The sequence below is a fragment of the Massilia aurea genome, from assembly GCF_040790145.1.
GTDB classification, from domain to species: Bacteria; Pseudomonadota; Gammaproteobacteria; order Burkholderiales; family Burkholderiaceae_D; genus Telluria; species Telluria aurea_C.
Genome location: NZ_JBFMMP010000002.1, coordinates 366,254 through 385,708, shown reverse-complemented (window position 1 = coordinate 385,708; position 19,455 = coordinate 366,254). Strand labels below are relative to the sequence as shown.

General features: G+C 65.9%; 17 protein-coding genes. 5 read left to right on the top strand and 12 right to left on the bottom strand.

Annotated elements, in window-relative coordinates; all coding sequences use genetic code 11:
• Positions 1-154 precede the first annotated feature (154 nt).
• The 7 genes from AB2N08_RS06290 to AB2N08_RS06260 form a co-directional block, all read right to left on the bottom strand.
• Entirely contained in the window at positions 155-1,603 is a 1,449-nt protein-coding gene (locus tag AB2N08_RS06290) for a sigma-54-dependent transcriptional regulator (protein WP_367609774.1), read from the bottom strand.
• An 18-nt stretch (positions 1,604-1,621) separates the two neighbouring features.
• On the bottom strand, positions 1,622-3,271 hold the full coding sequence (locus AB2N08_RS06285; RefSeq protein ID WP_367609773.1) for a sensor histidine kinase: 1,650 nt from the start codon (positions 3,269-3,271) through the stop codon (positions 1,622-1,624).
• A 13-nt stretch (positions 3,272-3,284) separates the two neighbouring features.
• On the bottom strand, positions 3,285-3,533 hold the full coding sequence (locus AB2N08_RS06280; protein ID WP_367609772.1) for a PP0621 family protein: 249 nt from the start codon (positions 3,531-3,533) through the stop codon (positions 3,285-3,287).
• The gene (locus AB2N08_RS06275) at positions 3,533-4,336 is read right to left on the bottom strand and encodes a cytochrome C assembly family protein (protein WP_367609771.1); all 804 of its coding nucleotides are present in this window, start codon (positions 4,334-4,336) and stop codon (positions 3,533-3,535) included. The genes AB2N08_RS06280 and AB2N08_RS06275 overlap by 1 nt, the downstream gene beginning before the upstream one ends.
• Positions 4,337-4,492: 156 nt before the next feature.
• The gene (locus AB2N08_RS06270) at positions 4,493-5,290 is read right to left on the bottom strand and encodes an ABC transporter ATP-binding protein (RefSeq protein WP_367609770.1); all 798 of its coding nucleotides are present in this window, start codon (positions 5,288-5,290) and stop codon (positions 4,493-4,495) included.
• Position 5,291: 1 nt separating this feature from the next.
• Positions 5,292-6,161, bottom strand: coding sequence for an ABC transporter permease (locus AB2N08_RS06265; RefSeq protein ID WP_367609769.1), 870 nt, complete (start codon positions 6,159-6,161; stop codon positions 5,292-5,294).
• Positions 6,162-6,173: 12 nt separating this feature from the next.
• The gene (locus tag AB2N08_RS06260; RefSeq protein WP_367609768.1) at positions 6,174-7,157 is read right to left on the bottom strand and encodes an ABC transporter substrate-binding protein; all 984 of its coding nucleotides are present in this window, start codon (positions 7,155-7,157) and stop codon (positions 6,174-6,176) included.
• Between the two features lie 284 nt (positions 7,158-7,441).
• Between AB2N08_RS06260 and ffh the strand changes: the two genes are divergently transcribed.
• Together ffh and AB2N08_RS06250 are read left to right on the top strand one after the other, a co-directional pair.
• Complete coding sequence (gene ffh, locus AB2N08_RS06255) at positions 7,442-8,809, top strand: signal recognition particle protein (RefSeq protein ID WP_258835674.1); 1,368 nt, start codon at positions 7,442-7,444, stop codon at positions 8,807-8,809.
• Between the two features lie 233 nt (positions 8,810-9,042).
• Positions 9,043-9,435, top strand: coding sequence for an SWIB/MDM2 domain-containing protein (locus tag AB2N08_RS06250; protein WP_367609767.1), 393 nt, complete (start codon positions 9,043-9,045; stop codon positions 9,433-9,435).
• 97 nt (positions 9,436-9,532) lie between these two features.
• On the opposite strand, the gene AB2N08_RS06245 is transcribed toward AB2N08_RS06250, so the two are convergent.
• The 4 genes from AB2N08_RS06245 to AB2N08_RS06230 form a co-directional block, all read right to left on the bottom strand.
• The gene (locus AB2N08_RS06245; RefSeq protein ID WP_367609766.1) at positions 9,533-10,918 is read right to left on the bottom strand and encodes an alkaline phosphatase; all 1,386 of its coding nucleotides are present in this window, start codon (positions 10,916-10,918) and stop codon (positions 9,533-9,535) included.
• 16 nt (positions 10,919-10,934) lie between these two features.
• Positions 10,935-12,365: an alkaline phosphatase gene (locus AB2N08_RS06240; RefSeq protein WP_367609765.1), complete on the bottom strand. Its 1,431-nt coding sequence runs from the start codon at positions 12,363-12,365 to the stop codon at positions 10,935-10,937.
• A 184-nt stretch (positions 12,366-12,549) separates the two neighbouring features.
• Complete coding sequence (locus tag AB2N08_RS06235) at positions 12,550-13,143, bottom strand: lytic transglycosylase domain-containing protein (RefSeq protein WP_367609764.1); 594 nt, start codon at positions 13,141-13,143, stop codon at positions 12,550-12,552.
• Positions 13,144-13,178: 35 nt separating this feature from the next.
• Positions 13,179-14,897, bottom strand: a complete 1,719-nt coding sequence (locus AB2N08_RS06230) for a proline--tRNA ligase (protein ID WP_367609763.1) — start codon at positions 14,895-14,897, stop codon at positions 13,179-13,181.
• 227 nt (positions 14,898-15,124) lie between these two features.
• Here AB2N08_RS06230 and AB2N08_RS06225 point away from each other — a divergent pair, with 227 nt between their 5' ends.
• The 3 genes from AB2N08_RS06225 to AB2N08_RS06215 all read left to right on the top strand — a co-directional run bounded on the left by AB2N08_RS06225 (position 15,125) and on the right by AB2N08_RS06215 (position 17,864).
• Positions 15,125-15,751 (top strand): RNA pyrophosphohydrolase, encoded by a 627-nt coding sequence (locus AB2N08_RS06225; protein WP_367609762.1) that lies wholly within the window; start codon positions 15,125-15,127, stop codon positions 15,749-15,751.
• A gap of 102 nt (positions 15,752-15,853) precedes the next feature.
• Positions 15,854-17,377: an aspartyl protease family protein gene (locus AB2N08_RS06220; protein ID WP_367609761.1), complete on the top strand. Its 1,524-nt coding sequence runs from the start codon at positions 15,854-15,856 to the stop codon at positions 17,375-17,377.
• A gap of 58 nt (positions 17,378-17,435) precedes the next feature.
• A complete protein-coding gene (locus AB2N08_RS06215) occupies positions 17,436-17,864 on the top strand; it encodes a DUF1841 family protein (RefSeq protein ID WP_367609760.1) in 429 nt (142 codons plus the stop codon).
• A gap of 30 nt (positions 17,865-17,894) precedes the next feature.
• Here the strand turns inward: AB2N08_RS06215 and AB2N08_RS06210 are convergent, their stop codons facing one another.
• Positions 17,895-19,415, bottom strand: a complete 1,521-nt coding sequence (locus AB2N08_RS06210) for a SulP family inorganic anion transporter (RefSeq protein ID WP_367609759.1) — start codon at positions 19,413-19,415, stop codon at positions 17,895-17,897.
• Between the last annotated feature and the right edge of the window lie 40 nt (positions 19,416-19,455).

Here is a 19,455-nt window from a genome sequence, read left to right as displayed (position 1 = left end):
TAGCGAGTGCTAACATCGCCAGAAAGTGCGGTAGATGAGCTGCTTACGGCGTAATCAGCGCGGTGCGCCGCTGCCCAATCGCTGTGCATTGTGCACCAAAATAATTACCGAAAAGTAACAAAATGACGTGACTGCCAATGCACTGTGGATAGGCTCAATCCTCGGGCGCGCTGATGTCCAGTTTCTGCATCTGGTAGCGCAGTTGCCGGACGCTGATACCGAGCAGGCTGGCGGCCTGGGTGCGGTTGAACTGGGTCTGCTGCAGGGCGCGGCCGATGATGTCGCGTTCGACCTGCTCCAGGTATTCGGGCAGGTTGCCGGGCAGTTCGGCCGGGCCGACACCCAGTGGGGCCGCTACCGTTGGCGCGACCGGCGAAATGGGTGCAACGGGTGCAACAGAAACAGGCACGGACGGCGCGACCGCCGGCGGCGCCAGTTCCGCCCGCGCGGGCTCCGTCGGCCGCGCCGCCTTGAGCGACAGGTCGCCCACTTCGATGACCCCATCGTTGGCAAACGCCAGTGCCCGTTCCAGCACGTTTTCCAGTTCGCGCACATTGCCGGGGAAAGAGTAGGCGCGCAGCGCGTCGAGCACCCCGGGCCCGAGCGCGGCTTGCCCTGCCCCAGCCAGCCGCCCGAGGATGCCGTTGGCCAGCGGCGCCAGGTCGTCCAGCCGCTCGCGCAGCGGCGGCAGCGCCAGCTCGATCACGTTCAGGCGATAGAACAAGTCTTGCCTGAACTTGCCGGTTTCAACGCAGCGCGCCAGGTCCTGGTGGGTGGCGCTGATGATGCGCACGTCGACCGGTTCCTCGTTCGTCGCGCCGATCTTGCGCACGCGCCGCTCCTGGATCGCGCGCAGCAGTTTCACCTGCATCGCCAGCGGCAGGTCGGCCACCTCGTCGAGCATCAGCGTGCCGCCATTGGCGGCCTGGAAGAAGCCGTCCCGTTCTTCGGCAGCGCCCGTGAAGGCGCCCTTGCGGTAGCCGAAGAATTCGGCCTCCATCAGCGTTTCGGGAATCGCGCCGCAATTCACGGCGATGAACGGTTTGCTGGCGCGCGAGCTCTGGGCGTGGATTTCGCGCGCGGCCAGCTCCTTGCCGCTGCCCGATTCGCCCGTGATCGAGATCGGCGCCATCGAGCGCGCCAGCCGTGCGATCTGGGCGCGCAGCGCCGCCATCGCGGACGAACTGCCGATCATGCGCGAGTCCGGCGCTGCGCCATCGTCGGCCGCGGCGCTTTCGGATTGCTTGAGCGCCGCGCGCACCATCACGCGCAGCGCGTCCAGCGCCACCGGCTTGGCGATGTAGTCGAACGCGCCGGCCTTGAGCGCCACCACCGCGTTCTCGGCGCTGCCGTAGGCGGTGATCACGGCCACCGGCGTGCCCTTGCCGGAAGCGCCGATCTCGCGCACCAGTTCGAGGCCCAGGCCGTCGGGCAGGCGCATATCGGTCAGCACCAGCGCGTAATCGCGCTCGTCGAACAGCGCGCGCGCCTGGCGCAGCGTGGCGGCGCTGTCGACATCGAGCCCCATCTTGAGCAGCGTGATCTCGAGCAGCTCGCGCAGGTCGGCCTCGTCGTCAAGCACCAGCACACGTGGCGCGCTCATGACGGTTCCCTGGCCACGTCAGGCAAGGGCGAAGGTGATGACAAAGCGGCCGCTGGCCTTGCGCGGGCCCAGCGCGGACGGGTCGAACCGGTATTCATAGTCGAGTTTCGCATCGTTGTTGAGGCACAGTTCGCGCGCCAGGTAGAGTCCCAGACCGGTGCCCTTGCTCGAGGTGGTGTAGAACGGCTCGAACAGGTGGTCGCGCACTTCGGGGGTGATGCCGGGGCCGTCGTCCTGCACGTGCAGCTCGCGTCGCCCGGCCGCGTCGCGCGCCGGGAAGATGCGGATGCTGGCCGGCTGGCGGCTGGCGTAACGCACCGCGTTGTTGAGCAGGTTCAGTAACACCTCGTGCAGGTGCAGCGGGTCGAAGCGCACCGCGCTGCCGCCCGGGTCGCCGATATAGACTATATCATCGGCCAGGCCGTGGAGTTCGCAAAACTCGGCCTTCAGCTGTTCGAGAAACGCGCCCAGGGGCACCGGCTCGCCATTGGGCTGGGCCTTGCGCGACAGTTGCAGGATGTCTTCGACCATGCGGTTCACGCGCGCCACGTTGTCGCTGACAATTTTCAGCAACCGTACTTCGGCCGGGCCGTGCAGGTCTTCGGCCAGCAGCGCCGTCGCGTGGCCGATGGCCGACAATGGGTTGCGTACCTCGTGCGCGATGCTGGCGGTCAGGCGCCCCATCGACGCCAGTTTCAGTTGCTGCGCCTGGTTTTCGATGGCGCTCACGTCCTGCATGAAGATCACGCTGCGGCTGCCCGCATCGCCGCCAGCATCGACATGGGCAAAGCGCAGCTTCACATGCACCGGCTGATCGCGCCGCCCACGCACGTCACCCGCGCCATCGCCTTCGCGGTACGGCTTGACGGTGACGAACGCCTTGTCGTTCTCGGGCGCGGCCAGCCAGGCATTGAAAGCGCCGGCCACCGGCTCGAACGCCGGCGCGGCGTGCAGCAGGAAGCCCGACGTGTCGGCCTGCAGCCCGAGCATGCGGCGCGCGGCCGGATTGCCCGTGAAGACGGCGCCGTCGGCGCCCACCACCAGGATGCCGTCGCCCACGTCGGCAATCACGATTTCATTGATCGCCTGCTGGATGCGCAGGTCAGCGCCGCGCTGGGCCGCCAGTTCTTCCTGGCCAAGCAAGCGCGCGGCCATGCGGTTGGCCACCAGCACTGCAGCAAAAAACGCCGCGCCGAACAGGCCCGCCTGCATCAGCGGCGGGTCGAACCCTTCGACCAGCTGCCACACGCTCAGACCGAGCAGGAACAGCGTGGCCACCGAGGCCGCGAACAGCGCCAGCAGCAAGGGCGCGAGGATCGCGGCGCCGGCCAGCGGAAACAGATACAGGATGCCAAGACCGCTGCGCATGCCGCCGGCGGCCAGGAACAGCAGCGAGATGACCACGAGGTCGAGCGCCACTTGCACTCCGAGCTGGACCAGGAAGCGGCGCTGCCTGCGCGCGGCGAACGAGAACACCAGCGCGGCGATCGCATAGCCCAGGCAAATACGGGCGACATGCTGCGTGACGCGCAGCGTGCCGTTGTCGAAGTCGAAGCCGAAATACAGCAGCAGCACCAGCGCGATGACGATGCGCGTGAGCGTGAACGTCTGCAGCGAGCGCCATAGCGCAACGCGTGCTTCGGGCGACAGGATGCGGCGTGGCGTCAAGGCCGGGCAGCGCCTACGGCGGCGGCAGGCGCACGTGGCCTGGCGAGCAGTAGTCGTGGCCGTCGGCGCGCACCGATTCGGACGACGGGAAGTACATGCCGCAGTGGGCACATTGGGACATCGCTTCGATCTGGCCGGGGGGCGCGGCCGGGCCGCGCTGGGCCTTTGGCAGCACGGCGGCGCGCCTGGCCATCGCACGGAACTTGCTGCGCACGGCAAAGACGATGAGGGCGATGAGGGCAATCCAGAATAATAGTCGCATCAGATGACTCCCCGGTGCAGGACGACTTCGAGCACGAAGCGGCTGCCGACATAGGCCAGCGCCAGCGTGGCGAAGCCCGCCAGCGTGAAGCGCAGCGCGGTCTTGCCGCGCCAGCCTTGCCAGCGCCGGCCGGCCAGCAGTGCGGCGAACAGCGCCCACGAGAGCAGCGCGAACACGCTCTTGTGATCGAGCCGCAGCGGCCTGCCGAACACCTGTTCGGAGAACACGAAGCCCGACAGCACCGTTAGACTGAGCAGCACGAAGCCAATCCAGATCACGCGGAACAGTAGTTTTTCCATGGTGAGCAGCGCCGGCAGCTGGTCGAGCGCTGCGCCAAACCGACCGCCGCCGGCGGTGCGGGTGTGCAGCCGCGCTTCTTGCAGTGCCATGAGCACGGCGTGGAAGGCGGCGATGGTCAGGGTGCTGTAGGCCAGCACCGCGACCGCGATATGCCAGCCAAAGGCCGGCGACTTGCCGGCCAGCGGCGTCAGGGTACCGGGGAACAGCAGCGGCAGCAGTGCGGCCACCGCCGCGAACGGCATCACCAGGCGGCGCATGCCGTCGAGGGCGAAATTACGATTCTCGAACCAGTAGGCGGCCACGGACACCCACAGCGCGCTCGATAGCATGATGGCGAAACCGACGCGCAGCCGGCCCGGCACCATCACGTCCATGCCAAGCGCGACGCCATGCAGCGCCCACGCGCCGGCGGTCACGGCCGAGATGGCCGGCGCGAGCCGCGATGGCAGCAGGGCGCATACCGCGTACAGGAAAGCCGCGGCAAGGAAGAGGGAATTCTGCATCCCAGCAGTCTACACCATTGGTCAGCGTAGGGTTGGCCTCGGCGGCCCCGCGGCCCCCCGCCGACGCGGTGATGGTGAACAGCCAGATCATCCGGCAAGAAAACGACGCCCCGGATAACAGTCAGATCATCCGGCACCAAAACAACGCCCCCCGTGTCAATCGATCGCCGCCATGCGCAGCTCATCGTTCTGATGCCGCTGCTGCTCTTCCATCACCATCAGCCCCAGCTCGCGCTTGAGCGCATTGAACTCGGGCGTGGACGGGTCGCGCGGCCGCGGGAGCTCCACGGTCACATCGCGCTTGACCATGCCGGGCCGGTACGTCATCACGACGATGCGATCGGCCAGATAGATCGCCTCTTCGATGCTGTGCGTGACGAACAGGATGGTTTTCTTCAGCGCAGCCCACAGGCGCAGCAACTCATCTTGCAGATTGCGCCGCGTGAGCGCATCGAGCGCGCCGAACGGCTCGTCCATCAACAGGATCGGCGAATCGAGCGCCAGCACGCGCGCGATCGCCACGCGCTGGCGCATGCCGCCGGACAGGTCTTTCGGATAGCGCTGCCGAAAATCCGCCAGCGACAGCAAGTGCAGCAGATCGTCGACCCGGCGCGCGATCTCGGCGCCCGGCATGCGCTTGATCTCGAGGCCGAAGCGGATGTTCTGCTCCACCGTCATCCAGGGGAACAGCGCGTACTCCTGGAACACCATGCCGCGCTCCGGCCCGGGCCCCGTCACGCGCCGGCCATCGACCGCGATGGTGCCCGACGACGGCGGCGCGAAGCCTGCCACGGCATTGAGCAAGGTCGACTTGCCGCAACCGGAAGGCCCGAGCAGGCACGTGAACTGCCCGCGCGGGATGGCGAGGTGGATGTCCTTGAGCGCCACCACGCCGCGCGCATTGGCGCCGAATAGTTTGTTCACGCCTTCGATCCGGATATGCACGTCGTTCATGTCAATGCTCCAGGCCGCGGTGCCAGCGCAGCAAATGGTTGTTCAACCGGTTCATTCCGATGTCGATCGCCAGGCCGAGAAGGCCAATGCTGATCATGCCGGCGATGATCTTGTCCGACCAAAAATACTCGCGCGCTTCCAGGATGCGGTAACCCAGGCCGTCGTTCACGGCGATCATCTCCGAGACGATCACCACGATGAAGGCAGTGCCGATCCCGATGCGCACGCCCGACAGGATGTACGGCACGGCGGCCGGCAGGATCACGCGCACGAACAATGTGATGCGCCCAGCTCCCAGGTTGCGCGCCGCGCGCAGATAGATGCCATCGACCTGGCGCACGCCGGCCACGGTGTTCATCAAGACCGGAAAAAAGGCGCCGAGCGCGATCAGGAACACGGCCGGCGGGTCGCCCAGCCCGAACCAGAGGATCGCCAGCGGAATGTAGGCGATCGGCGGAATCGGGCGCAGCACCTGCACCAGGGGATTCATCCACGCATATACGACGGGGCTTGCGCCCATCGCCAGGCCAAGGGGCAGCGCCAGGCCGGCGCCGATGACGAAGCCCACCACCACCCGGTACAGGCTGGCCACGACGTCGAGCGGCAGCTCGCCCGACACCGCCCATGTCAACCAGCCGCCATCGCCGAATTGCGCGTACGGCGCCAGCGGCAGCAGGTAGTCGACCCACTTGTGCCACACCGCCAGCGGCGCCGGCAGCACCTGCGGATTGACCCAGCCATTGATCGCCACCCACTGCCATATGGCCAGCGCCACCAGCGGCACCACCAGCCCGGCCACGGTGTCGGTCCAGCGCCTGCCATTCAGGCGCGGTCGCAGCCGGCGGTTGGCGCGTCGTTCGATGCGTTTCATGTCGATGTCCTCCTATTGAATGTTCAGGCTGCGCTTGGCCGCGACCAGCAGATCGGTGCGCACCCAGTCCTGCGCCAGCGGCGGGCGGCCCATGCGGCCCACGCCGGTGCTGACCATGACGTCGGTCGTGACCTGGATGTGGCCGGGCGTGATGTCGTACGAGTACGGCGAATTGCCGATGGCGGCGCGGAAATCGGCGCTCGAAATCTGCCCCTTGAACATCGTGCCGCGCACATACGTTTCGGCCAGCGCCGGCTGCCCGATGAAGGCGCTGGTGGCCTGCACGAAGCAGCGCATGAATTTCTCGGCCACCGGGCGCCGCTCGCGGTAGAATTTCTCGGTCATGACCATCGTGCGTACCGGCTCGCCGATCGGCGTGCCATAGGGTTTCAGCACCTCGACGCCGAACCCCCGGTTGATCGCCTGTGACGACTGGGGCTCGGATTGCATCATGGCGTCGATCTGCTTGCCCAGCAGCGCGCCGTTCAGGTCCGGATACGCCAGATACACCAGATGCACGTCCTTGCGGCCGGTGGCGCTCGAGCTCAAACCGTGGCGCGCCAGTTCGGCCATGAGCAGCACTTCCTGGATGCCGCCGCGCGTGACGCCGACTTTTCTGCCTTTGAGCTGCGCCACGCCGGTGATGTTCAGGCCCGGCCGCGCCACCAGCCGCGCCCCGCCGCGCGCAAAGCCAGCCACCACCACGATCGGCGCGCCACCGGCGCGGCCCTGGATCGCCGCCTCGGAAGCGGTGGCGCCCACGTCCAGCTCCCCGGCGATGATGGCCTGCATCACGTCGAGCCCCTTGGCGAACATTTTCTCTTCGACCCGGATGCCACAGCTCGGCGCGATTTCCTTGATGTACGACACGGCGCCGAAGTGGGCCAGCTTGAGATTACCGAGCCGCACGACGTCCTGCGCGGCGGCGCCGGTGCTGGCGCCAATGCCAACGGCCAGCAGCGTGAGTGCAGTGCATGCCTTGATGTGCGTGATCATCCGATCTCCCCTGGGTACGCGGCGCAATGGGCCGCAGGCGTGTGGAACCACCTCCCAAGATAAATGCCTTCCGGAAAGACCAACCGGGAATCGGACAAGTCCGGGCGTGCTGTTTCTTTGCGCCACCGCAAAACGCCCAGGTTTGCTGAAAAAATGTGCGCTTGCCGCTCGCGGGGGGAACAACGGGCACGTGCACAAGGTAAAATGCCGCTTTGGCGACGCTCGCCCACCTGCATCACGCTCGGGACTGCGCGTCCGATGTGCCCTTACTAATTAGGTTGAACATGCTAGATAACCTCACCCAACGCCTTGCCAAGGTCGTCAAGACCATGCGCGGCGAGGCTCGCCTGACCGAGGCGAACACTGCGGAAATGCTGCGCGAAGTGCGCATGGCCCTGCTCGAGGCCGACGTGGCGCTGCCGGCGGTGCGTGAATTCATCGCCAAGGTCAAGGAGAAAGCCCTCGGCGAAGAAGTCGTCGGCTCGCTGAGCCCGGGCCAGGCACTGGTTGGCGTGGTGCAGAAGGAACTGGCGGCCCTGATGGGCGCCGACCTCGGTCCCGAAGCCAGCCAGTTGTCGTTCGCCCAGCAACCGCCGGCGATCATCCTGATGGCCGGTCTGCAGGGTGTCGGCAAGACCACCACCACCGGCAAACTGGCCAAGTACCTCAAGGAACAGAAGAAGAAAAAGGTCTTGACCGTCTCGGCCGACGTGTACCGCCCGGCCGCGATCGCGCAGCTCGAATCGGTGACCAAACAGGTCGGCGCCGACTTCTTCCCGTCCACCGCCAGCGACAAGCCGGTCGACATCGCCCTGGCCGCGCTCGACTGGGCGAAGAAGCATTACCACGACGTGCTGATCATCGATACCGCCGGTCGCCTCGGTATCGACGAAGCGATGATGCAAGAGATCGCGGCGGTGCACGCCGCCGTCAACCCGATCGAGACGCTGTTCGTCGTCGACGCCATGCTGGGCCAGGATGCGATCAATACCGCCAAGGCCTTCAACGACGCCCTGCCCCTGACCGGCATCGTGCTGACCAAGCTCGATGGCGACTCGCGCGGCGGCGCCGCGCTGTCGGTGCGTCACGTGACGGGAAAACCGATCAAGTTTGCCGGCGTGTCCGAAAAACTCGACGGCCTGGAAGCCTTCGATCCGGCCCGCATGGCCAACCGCGTGCTGGGCATGGGCGACATCCTGGCGCTGGTCGAAGAAGCGCGCAAGGGCGTCGACGCCGAAGCGGCGGCCGAACTGGCCAACAAGATCAAGGTGGGCGGCCGGTTCGACATGAACGACTTCAAGTCGCAACTGACGCAAATGAAAAAAATGGGCGGCATGGCTGGCCTGATGGACAAGCTGCCGGCCCAGTTCCAGCAAGCTGCGGCCGGCGCGAACATGGGCCAGGCCGAGAAATCGGTGCAGCGCATGGTCGGCATCATCGACTCGATGACGCCGCTCGAGCGTGCAAAGCCCGAACTGATCAAGGCCAACCGCAAGCGCCGCATCGCGGCCGGCGCGGGCGTGCAGGTACAGGAAGTCAATCGCATGCTCAATCAGTACGATCAGATGCAGACGATGATGAAAAAGCTCAAAGGCGGCGGCTTGATGAAGATGATGCGCGGGATGAAGGGCATGATGCCCGGCATGCGCTAACCAGTCTTTCCGGTACCGAAGAACCGCGCAACGTATCGCTTTGCGCGGTTTTTTTTCGCCGCTTGTCGGCGTTTTATCGTTCTCGTACGTTGTTGTGTGCGATAGCGCCCATTTAGCCGCTTATCAGAGTGAAAAAGTTTGGAAAAAGACTTGCACGAACAGTAAAACGCTACCAATATAGGCGTGCGATAAATTACGCATTTTTCCATGTGTTCGTTTTAGGAGGCTCGAAGATGGCAACAGCCAAAAAAACCACTGCAGCGCCAGCAAAAAAAGCAGCTGCCAAGCCTGCTGCAGCGGCCAAGCCCGCAGCAAAAAAGGCAGCAGCACCAGCCAAAGCAGCCGCTAAATCGGCTGATAAACCAGCCGTTGCACGCAAGCCAAACGCCGCGTTCATGAAAGCCATGACCCCGTCGGCCACGCTGGCTGCCGTCGTTGGCGACAAGCCACTGCCGCGCACCGAAGTGACCAAAAAGGTCTGGGATTACATCAAGTCGAAAGACCTGCAAGATCCGGCAAACCGTCGCATGATCAATGCCGACGACAAACTCAAAGCAGTCTTCGGCGGCAAAGAGCAAGTCTCGATGTTTGAAATGACCAAACTGATTTCGGATCATCTGAAATAAGTTCTGGTTATATTCAATCGGCGTCGCGCTGATTAAAAAAGCCCCGGATTCAAACCCGGGGCTTTTTGTTATTCAGGTGTAAATAACCTGATTCGGCTTACAAACCGCCAGCAGCCTTCATCAGTTCGAACACGCGGGTATTCTCCATCGTGCCTTTGAATGGCGCCGAACCGGCGCCAGTGGCATACAGTTTCACGTCGCCGCCGCCATGGGTTTCGGACGATTTGTGCACGCCGGTTTCCTGGTGATAATCGTCGCTCTGCGCGACCATGCCATCCACATCCGCGCGCGCATCCGGCCGGTTCGGACCATTGCCGAACACCAGCGTGGTGAACGTCTTGCCGTCCGCATCCTTCTTCGGCTCGCCCGTGGCGAAGTCGCGCACGATGTCCGTGATCGGGTTGCCGCGCTTGGGGTAGCCGTTGATCTGCATGGTGTGGTCATGGTCGGCGGTGAGCACGATCAGCGTGTTCTGCAGGCCCGGATCGATGGCGCGCATGCGCTCCACCGCCAGCTGCAATGCGTCGTCGAACGCCACCGTCTCTTCCAGCGCGTGCTTGGCGCGGGTATCGTGCAGCGCATGATCGATCTTGCCGCCTTCGACCATCAGGAAGAAACCGTTCGGGTTGGTCGACAAGAGGTCGATCGCCTTGCCCGTCATCTCGGCCAGCGTCGGCTGCTCGGGGCGGCGCTGGTATGCATAATCGAGGTGGCTCGTCGCGCTGTAGATGCCGACGAACTTGCGCCCCGCCCTGGCCGACATCATGCCGGCGCGCGTGCCGGCCACGTAGTAGCCCGCGCCGGCAAATTCGGCCATCAGGTCGCGCCCGTCCGGGCGGCCTTTCGGATTGAGCGACGCGTCGCGCGGCGTGAAGTGATTGCGTCCGCCGCCCATCAACACATCGACGCCATCGCCCAGCGCCGCGTTGTAGCCGGCGCCGCCCGGCACGAGCTGCTGCGCGATGGTGTAGGCCGCGTCGCGGCTGCAGGTATGCGCGAAGGTCGATGCCGGCGTGGCGTGCGTCAGTTCGGTGGTGGTGACGGCGCCGGTGGCCCGGCCCTGCGCCTTGGCCAGTTCCAGGATCGTCACGGCCGGCGTGCCGTTGCCGTTGCCGCACTGGTCGACGCCTTCTTTCGTCGGGTCGATCGGGCGCGCGCCGGCTTGCGAGATGACGTCGTTGTTCATCTTCACGCCGGTCATGTAGGCGCCCATCGACGGCGCGCTGTCGGTGGTCTGGTAGTCGAGCGAATAGGTCTTGATGCGCGCGGTGCGCTCCATCAGGCGCTCGAAGTGCAGCAGGCTGTCTTCGCCGCCGCGGTAGATGCGGGCGGCGGTAATGGTCGTCGGCCCCATGCCGTCGCCCAGGAAGAAGATGATGTTCTTCGCTTTTTGCTGGGCCAGCGCGGTCGCCGGCAGCGTTGCAAAAAAAGCAGTGACAGCGGCAGCAGCCAGCAGCAGTGGGGTAATGCGTCGTGCAGTCATGGTGAATCCCTCGTGCTTACAGACCGGCTGCGGTCTTGATCAGATTGAAGACGCGCGTGTTGTCGATGGTCCCGCGGAACAGCTCCGCGTTCGCGCCCGCCGCGCCTAGGTAGACGTCGCTGCCGCCATGGGTTTCGGCGCCGGTGCGCGTGCGCACGACGGCTTGCTGGTGATAGTCGTCGGCCGTCACGATGGCGTCGGTCAGCGGCGTGGAGCGGTCGCCCTTGTGGCGCTGCTCCCCGGTGCCGAAGCCAATCACGGTGTACGGCATGCCCTGGCTGTCGAGCGTGGGCTTGCCATCGGCCGTGCGCACCAGTCCCAGCACGCCGGGATGGGTGGGCGTGGTCTTGCCGGTGCGCGCCGCGTAGCCGTTCAGGAGCAGCGTGTGGTCATGGTCGGCGGTGGCGACGATCAGGGTGTTCTTCAGGCCCGGGTCGAGCGCTTCCATCCGTTCGAGCGCGGCCTGCAGCGCGGCGTTGTACGCCACCGTCTCTTGCAGCGCGCGCTTGCCCAGCGTGGCGTGCAGCGCGTGGTCGATCAGGCCGCCCTCCACCATCAGGAAGAAACCATTGCGGTTCGGCGCCAGCAGGTCGATTGCCTTGGCCGTCATGGCCGGCAGCGCCGGCTGGCGGGCGGCGTCGCGGATCGCGTCGAAGTCCATGTGGTTGGCGGCGAACAGGCCGACGGCCGGTACGCCCGGCGCCAGGGCGTCGAAGCCCGCGGTGTCGTTGACGACCCGGAAACCCCTGGCCCTGAATTCGGCCTGCAGGTCGCGGTTGTCGGCGCGCTTGCCGCCGCGCGCGAACGGCGTGAATTGCTGCGCGCCGCCGCCGAACAGGACATCGAGGCCATTGGCGCCCAGCGCCGCGTTGTAGCCGGCGCCGCCGGGCACCAAGCTGGCGGCGATGTCGGTTTCGAGCTTGCGGTGGCAGGCGTGCGCATAGGTGGAGGCCGGGGTGGCGTCGGTGACGCTGGTGTTGGTGACCACGCCGACGGCCATGCCGCGCCGCCGGGCCAGTTCCAGCAGCGTGACGGCCGCTTCGCCGTTCTCGCAGCGGCTCACCAGGCTGTTGCCGTTGGCGTCCTTGCCGGGGGCGATCGAGCGGGTGCCGAACGACATCGAGATCACGCCGTTATTCTGCTTCACGCCGGTCATGTAGGCCGCCATCGAAGCGGCGCTGTCGGTGACCTGGGCGTTGTTGGAGAAGGTTTTTACAAAGGCGGATTCGGGCAGGCGGTCAATCGCCAGTTCGCCGTCTTCGCCGGCGGCAAAGATGCGCGCCGCGGTCAGGGTATTGACGCCCATGCCGTCGCCAAGGAAGAAGATGACGTTCTTCGCGCGGTGGTCGACGGGGTTGGCCGAGACAGGGGCCGATACAGGCGGCGTGGCCGCGCAGCCGGTGAGCGCCGCCAGCAGCGCGCCAGCGGTGAGAAGGGTTGGTCGCATGCAGTCCTCACTGGGGAAAGCGGGGAGTCTACACTGCGTCGATGACGGTGTGGTGAATTGGTATGTGGGGATTTTGTACGGCGCCAATCGACCACGACCACGTACCATCGCACGTCGTTCCCGCGGAGGCGGGAACGACGGGCTGGCGTACGTGGCCGATGGCGATACCGCATGGACTCCACCGTTACGCCCCCGGCTTGAACTCCCAGTTCTTCCACGCCGCCAGCACCGCGTTCGGGTACTTTGGCTTGCCCCGGCTGCCGTTGTAGCGCCCCAGCGCCAGGTACAGGTCGCCCTTTTCCATATCGATGTACAAGCGCAGGATCGCGCAGCCGTAGCGCAGGTTGGTCTGCATGTGGAAAAGGCGGCGGCGGTCGCCGTCGCCGATCGCCTTGGTCCAGAACGGCATCACCTGCATGTAGCCGCGCGCGCCGGCGACCGAGATCGCGTACTTGCGGTACGCCGATTCCACCTGGATCAGGCCCAGCACGAGACCTGGGTCGAGCCCCGCGCGGGTCGATTCGTACCACGCGGTTTCGAGAAACTCGGTGCGGGTCTGGATGTCGGGCAGGCGCCTGGCCAGGCGCGGCGACATCTGGTCGAACCAGGCCTGGTAGCGCGCCCGCGCCGCCTCGGTACGGAAAGTCGGACGCGGCGGACGCGCGTCGGCGATGGCATTGGCCAGCGCCAGGCGCACCGAATCCGACAGCGCTTCTTCTTTCTGGTTGCCGGCATGCGCCGGCCCGCCAAGACCGAAGGCCAGCGCCAGCAGCAACATTGCACCTCCGAACCAGGAGGCCAGGCGCACCGCCATCACTTGCCCAGCTTGGCCTTGATGAAGCCGACCATCTCGGCTACCGCGACGGCGCTCGCTTCGGCATCGCGGCGGCCCTGGTATTCCAGGTTGCCTTCTTTCAGGCCACGCTCGCCGATCACGACGCGGTGCGGCACGCCGATCAGTTCCCAGTCGGCGAACATCGCGCCCGGACGCAGGCCGCGGTCGTCGACGATGACGTCGACGCCGGCCGCCGCCAGTTCGGCATACAGCGCCTCGGTCGTGTCCTTGACCATCTCGCTGCGGTCCATGCCCATCGGGCACAGCACCACTTCGAACGGCGCCAGCGACGCCGGCCAGACGATGCCCTTGTCGTCGAAGTTCTGCTCGATCGCCGCGCCCAGGATGCGGGTCACGCCGATGCCGTAGCAGCCCATCTGCAGCGGCGCAGGGCGGCCGCCGTCGTCCAGGAACGTCGCGCCCATCGCTTGCGAGTAGGCGGTGCCGAGCTGGAACACGTGGCCCACTTCGATGCCGCGCTCGATCGCCAGCACGCCCTTGCCATCCGGCGACGGGTCGCCCTCGACCACATTGCGCAGGTCGGCCACGACCGGTTCTGGCAGGTCGCGGCCCCAGTTCACGCCGATGTGGTGAAAGTTTTCTTCATTCGCGCCGCACACGAAGTCGGCCATGTTGGCGACCGTGCGGTCGGCCACGACAGTCACTGGCAGCTTGGTCGCGACCGGACCGAGGTAGCCCGGCACGGTGCCGAAGACCTCGAGGATCTCGGCTTCGCTCGAGAAGCGGTAGCCGGCCAGGCCATCGACCTTGCCGACCTTGATCTCGTTGAGTTCATGGTCGCCGCGCAGCAGCAGCACCCAGTAGTGCTTCTTGCCTTCGGCTTCGGTGGTGAGGGCGATGGTCTTGACGGTCTGCGCCAAATTCACGCCCAGCAGCGCGGCCACGGTTTCGCACTTGGTCGTGCCAGGTGTCGGGGTCTTGGTCAGCGCTTGCGCAGCAGGCGCGCGCTCGCCGCTGGCCACCGCTTCGGCCGCTTCCATATTGGCCGCAAAATCGGACGTCGGGCAGTAGACCAGCGCATCTTCGCCGGTGCTGGCGATGACGTGGAATTCATGCGAGCCGGTGCCGCCGATGGCGCCGTTGTCGGCCGCCACCGCGCGGAACTTCAGGCCGAAGCGCGTGAAAATGCGGGTGTAGGCGTCGAACATGGTCTGGTAGGACGTTTGCATGCCAGCCACGTCGCGGTCGAACGAATACGCATCCTTCATCGTGAATTCGCGGCCGCGCATCAGGCCGAAGCGCGGACGGCGCTCGTCGCGGAACTTGGTCTGGATGTGATAGAAGTTCACCGGCAGCTGGCGGTACGACTTGATCTCGCTGCGCACGACGTCGGTGATGACTTCTTCGGACGTCGGCTGGATCGCGAAATCGCGGCCATGGCGGTCTTTCACGCGCATGAGTTCATCGCCCATCTTGTCCCAGCGGCCGGTTTCCTGCCACAGTTCGGCCGGCTGCACGAGCGGCATCAAGAGTTCGATGGCGCCGGCGCGATTCATTTCTTCACGGACGATCGCTTCGACCTTGCGGATGACGCGCAGCCCGACCGGCATATACGTATAGATGCCGGAACCCAGGCGCTTGATCATCCCGGCGCGCATCATCAGCTTGTGGCTGACGATCTCGGCATCGGACGGCGCTTCTTTAAGAGTTGAAATAAAAAATCGTGAGGCGCGCATATCTGTGAATTCTTTTTAAAAAGAGAGGGTTATAATCGACCTAATTTTAAAGGATTAGCCGGCTGATGCGTCCAATCTTTCTACAAACAGGGTCCGGAACCAGCATCATCGACCGCGCAAGCGGTGCGGAAACCCCACGGGCGTGAAAAATACGTAAGTAAAAACATAAGCGAACCGAGTTGTCTACAAGAGGGAACGTCCGCCGGCAGAAAGTATGAGGTGCACTTATGCTCGACCGTGAAGGGTTTCGGCCCAACGTCGGCATCATCCTGCTGAACGCTAACAACGAGGTCTGGTGGGGCAAGCGGGTGCGAGAGCACTCATGGCAATTTCCGCAAGGGGGAATCAAGTACGGCGAAACACCCGAGCAGGCGATGTACCGCGAGCTCGAGGAAGAAATCGGTTTGCGTCAGGAGCATGTCAAGATCGTGGGGCGCACCCGCGACTGGCTGCGCTATGAAGTGCCCGACCATTTCATCAAGCGTGAAATTCGCGGGCATTACCGTGGCCAGAAGCAGATCTGGTTCCTGCTGCGGATGGTCGCGCGCGACAACGAAGTCAATCTGCGCCTGACCGACCACCCCGAGTTCGACGCCTGGCGCTGGCACGACTACTGGGTGCCGCTCGACGTGGTCATCGAGTTCAAGCGCGACGTCTACCAGCGCGCCCTGCAAGAGCTGTCGCGCTTTCTGAGCTGGCCGGCCAAGGGCCAGCACGGCGAGCGGCGTCACAGCGCGCGCTACCTGCGCCAGCCGCATGGCCGGTCGCAGCCTGGCGCCAAGGCGGGGCAAGAGCTGCTCGGACCGGCCAATCCGGCCGGCCCGGAGCCGCTCGTGCTGGCGCCGAACAAGTAGCCATACTGTCGCCATACTGCAGCCAACCCGCAGCCAACCCGCAGCCCTCGGGGGCCGGCCATCAAGGCCGTCCCCCGAGCGGTGATCCGCTACAATCCCCGCATGCCTTCTTTCCTTCTTCGCACCGCCCTGCCCCTGCTGGCCGCGGCGACCTGCCTGCTGCCGGCGCCAGCCGCCGCCCAGGCGTCTTCGTGTCAGTTCATGCAAGTGGCCCAGGTGCCGCTGCAGTTTGCCGGCGCCGGCCTGGGTTTGACGATGACTGGCGAGATCAACGGCAAGCCCGCCACCATGCTGCCCGATACCGGCGCCGGCGTGACCTACCTGACCCGCACCGGCATCGAGCGCCACGGCCTGGCCATGCGCGCCACGGGCGGGTACGTACAGGGTGTCGCGGGCAAGTCGCGGCTGTACGATGCGAAAGTCGCTGAATTTGCCGTCGGGCCGGTGCGCGCGCGGGACGTGTACCTGGGCGTGGTGGGCGAAACCACGTTCACGCCGGCCTTCGACGCCATCGCCGGCGCCGCCTTCCTGCTGCAAACCGACCTCGAATTCTCGCTCGCCACCAAAGAGCTGCGCTTCTTCCGCCCCGAGGGCTGTGGCAGCACCTGGCTGGCCTACTGGGACCGGAACGCGAGCGTGATCCCGTTTCGGGGCCACGACGAACTGACGCCCAACCCGCACTTTTTCGTGCATGTCAACGGCCAGCGCTTGAGCGCCATGATCGACAGCGGCGCCTCGGTCACCACCATCACCCGCCATGCGGCGCGGCGCGCCGGCATCGATCTGGATGGCCCGCGCGCAACGCGCGTGGCCAATGCGCACGGCGTCGGGCGCCAGTCGGTGGCCAGCTGGATCGTCACCGCCGACACCTTCAAGGTGGGCGACGCCACCGTCCACCATCCCGAATTCGATGTGCTCGACGCCCAGTTGAGCGTCGACGTGCTGCTCGGCGCCGACTTCCTGCGCGCGCACCGCGTGCTGTTCGCCATGAGCCAGGGCAAGCTGTACGTGTCCTACCTTGGCGGCGCACCGTTCGACTCGCGGCGCGAGGTCAGGCCGTGGATGCGCCAGGAGGCAGACGCCGGCAATGCCGACGCCTGGCTCGCGATGGCGCGCATCGCGGATTCCGATCGCAGCACGCGCCGCGATCCGGCCGCCGCGATCGGCTACCTGGAGCGGGCAGCGGCGCTGGGCAAGCGCGAGGCGAGTCTGACGCTGGGCGCGCGCTCGCTGGTGCAGGGCAACCCGGCGCAGGCGCTGACGCACCTGCGCGCCACTCTCGGCCAGGGTCACACCGGCCGCAATGGCGCCCTGTGGCTGTATCTGGCCCAGTTGCGCGCGGGCGAACCGCAGGCCGGCGCCGAGCTGGCAACGCGCTTCGAGGGGCACGAAGCGTGGCCGCGGCCCGTGGTCGATTATTTTCTTGGCAAGAGCGACGCCGCCAGGGCGCTGGCCGCGGCCGACACGCCGGGGCGTGCCTGCTTTGCCGCGAACCTGATCGGGCTGCATGAGGAAACGCTGGGCAAGCCGGCGGGCACCATCCTGCCGAAGGATTGTGCGTCGTTGCGCGAACAGTACGCTGGGGTGGGCCCGGCCTTGGGCTCGGGCGCGGACATGGCCCTGTGACGCCCGGGCCGGCATCGCGTTACAATGCCGGCTCCCCCCTTTTTAGCCCGTTCCTGCCATGTTCACTCCGTCTTCGCACGACGTGCGCCGCTTTTTCTGCGAAGCTTATCGCAAGCAACGCAATGGCGAGATCCTGACCCCGATGGACGCCATCGCGGCCGACTGGATCGTGCAGCATCCCGAGTACCACGACCAGTTCGAGGACATCGAGGCGGCGATCGCGCGCGACTATTCGGTCGAAGGCGGCAAGCCCAATCCGTTCCTGCACCTGTCGATGCACCTGTCGATTACCGAGCAGATCTCGATCGACCAGCCGCGCGGCATCCGCGCCGCCCACGACATGCTGGTGGCCAAACGGGGCGAGCACGACGCTCACCACGACATCATGGAATGCCTGGGCGAGATGATCTGGGCGTCGCAGCGTAATGGCGTGCCGCCGGATACCGAGGCGTACATCGAATGCGTGCGGCGCCGCGCGTTCGCGTGAATCGTAGGGTTGGCGGCTTCGTCGCCAACCCTACGCCAGCTTGTCGTCCGCGACCCGGTAACGCGGGTCTTCGATGACATTCACCTCGATCATGTCCTGCGCCTTTTCCAGCAGCTCGCGGCAGTCGGGGCTCAGGTGGCGCAGGTGCAGGCGCTTGCCCAGCAGGCGGTAACGCTCGGCCAGCGCGTCGATCGCCTGGATCGCCGAATGGTCTACCACCCGCGCCTGCGCGAAATCGATCACCACGTCCTGCGGATCGTCCTTTGGCGTGAACACGCCCTGGAAGGCGCTGACCGATGCGAAGAACAGCGTGCCGTCAAGCGCATACACCTTCCAGCCTTGCGCATCGACCGAGACGGCGGCCTTTACCTGGCGCGCATGCTGCCACGCGAACACCAGCGCCGAGACGATCACGCCGGTCAGCACGGCCACCGCCAGGTCGACCAGCAGCGTGATCCCCGCCACCAGCACCACCACGAACAGGTCCGCGCGCGGCACGCGGCCGGCCAGGCGGAACGTGCCCCACTCGAAGGTCTTTTCGCAGACGACGAACATCACGCCGATCAGTGCCGCCAGTGGAATCGCCTCGATCCAGCTCGAGCCGAACAAAATAAAGCACAGCAGGATCGCGGCCGCCGCGATGCCCGACAGGCGCCCGGTCGCGCCACTGTTCACATTGATCATGCTCTGGCCGATCAGCGCGCAGCCGCCCATGCCGCCGAACACGCCACTGACCACATTGGCCGCGCCCAGCGCCAGCGCTTCGCGGTTCGGCTGGCCGCGCGTGTCGGTGATCTCGTCGATCAGCGTGAGCGTGAGCAGCGACTCGATCAGGCCCACGCCCGCCATCACCAGCGCGTACGGGAACACGATGCGCAGCGTGTCCCACGTCATCGGCACGTCGGGCAGCGCGAAGCCCGGCAAGCCGCCGGCGATCGAGCCGAGGTCGCCCACGGTGCGGGTCTCGACGCCCAGCAGCGCGCAGCCGACGCTGGCCACCAGGATGCCCACCAGCGTGGACGGCACCGCTTTCGTCAGGCGCGGGGTCAGGTAGATCACTGCCATCGTGACGACGACGATGACGCCCATCGTGATCAGCTGCGCGGCCGGCATCCACTGCGGCGTGCCATCGGGTCCGGCCACCTTGAAGTGCCCGAACTGGGCCAGAAAAATCACCAGCGCCAGTCCGTTCACGAAACCGAGCATCACCGGATGCGGCACCATGCGGATGAATTTGCCCAGCCGGGCGGCAGCAAACAGCAGCTGCAGCACGCCCATGAGCACTACCGCCGCCAGCAGGTATTGCGCGCCATGCTGCACCACGAGCGCCACCATCACCACGGCCAGCGAACCGGCGGCGGCCGAGATCATCCCTGGCCGTCCGCCGAACGCGGACGTGATAAAGGCGACCAGCACGGCCGCGTACAGGCCGGTGAGCGGCGACAGGTGGGCGACAAGTGCGAAAGCGATCGCCTCGGGCACCAGCGCCAGGGCGACGGTCAGGCCGCTGAGGAGGTTGGTCTTGAGGTAGGCAGGGGAAAGAGATGACACAGAATGCTCCGGCGGGTGACGCGGCAAAGGGCTCGCATGT

Coding starts and splice junctions, on each gene's coding strand:
- AB2N08_RS06290 (WP_367609774.1), bottom strand. CDS start 1,603: ATGAGCGCGCCACGTGTGCTGGTGCTTGACGACGAGGCCGACCTGCGC.
- AB2N08_RS06280 (WP_367609772.1), bottom strand. CDS start 3,533: ATGCGACTATTATTCTGGATTGCCCTCATCGCCCTCATCGTCTTTGCC.
- AB2N08_RS06275 (WP_367609771.1), bottom strand. CDS start 4,336: ATGCAGAATTCCCTCTTCCTTGCCGCGGCTTTCCTGTACGCGGTATGC.
- AB2N08_RS06270 (WP_367609770.1), bottom strand. CDS start 5,290: ATGAACGACGTGCATATCCGGATCGAAGGCGTGAACAAACTATTCGGC.
- AB2N08_RS06265 (WP_367609769.1), bottom strand. CDS start 6,161: ATGAAACGCATCGAACGACGCGCCAACCGCCGGCTGCGACCGCGCCTG.
- AB2N08_RS06260 (WP_367609768.1), bottom strand. CDS start 7,157: ATGATCACGCACATCAAGGCATGCACTGCACTCACGCTGCTGGCCGTT.
- ffh (WP_258835674.1), top strand. CDS start 7,442: ATGCTAGATAACCTCACCCAACGCCTTGCCAAGGTCGTCAAGACCATG.
- AB2N08_RS06250 (WP_367609767.1), top strand. CDS start 9,043: ATGGCAACAGCCAAAAAAACCACTGCAGCGCCAGCAAAAAAAGCAGCT.
- AB2N08_RS06245 (WP_367609766.1), bottom strand. CDS start 10,918: ATGACTGCACGACGCATTACCCCACTGCTGCTGGCTGCTGCCGCTGTC.
- AB2N08_RS06240 (WP_367609765.1), bottom strand. CDS start 12,365: ATGCGACCAACCCTTCTCACCGCTGGCGCGCTGCTGGCGGCGCTCACC.
- AB2N08_RS06235 (WP_367609764.1), bottom strand. CDS start 13,143: ATGTTGCTGCTGGCGCTGGCCTTCGGTCTTGGCGGGCCGGCGCATGCC.
- AB2N08_RS06230 (WP_367609763.1), bottom strand. CDS start 14,897: ATGCGCGCCTCACGATTTTTTATTTCAACTCTTAAAGAAGCGCCGTCC.
- AB2N08_RS06225 (WP_367609762.1), top strand. CDS start 15,125: ATGCTCGACCGTGAAGGGTTTCGGCCCAACGTCGGCATCATCCTGCTG.
- AB2N08_RS06220 (WP_367609761.1), top strand. CDS start 15,854: ATGCCTTCTTTCCTTCTTCGCACCGCCCTGCCCCTGCTGGCCGCGGCG.
- AB2N08_RS06215 (WP_367609760.1), top strand. CDS start 17,436: ATGTTCACTCCGTCTTCGCACGACGTGCGCCGCTTTTTCTGCGAAGCT.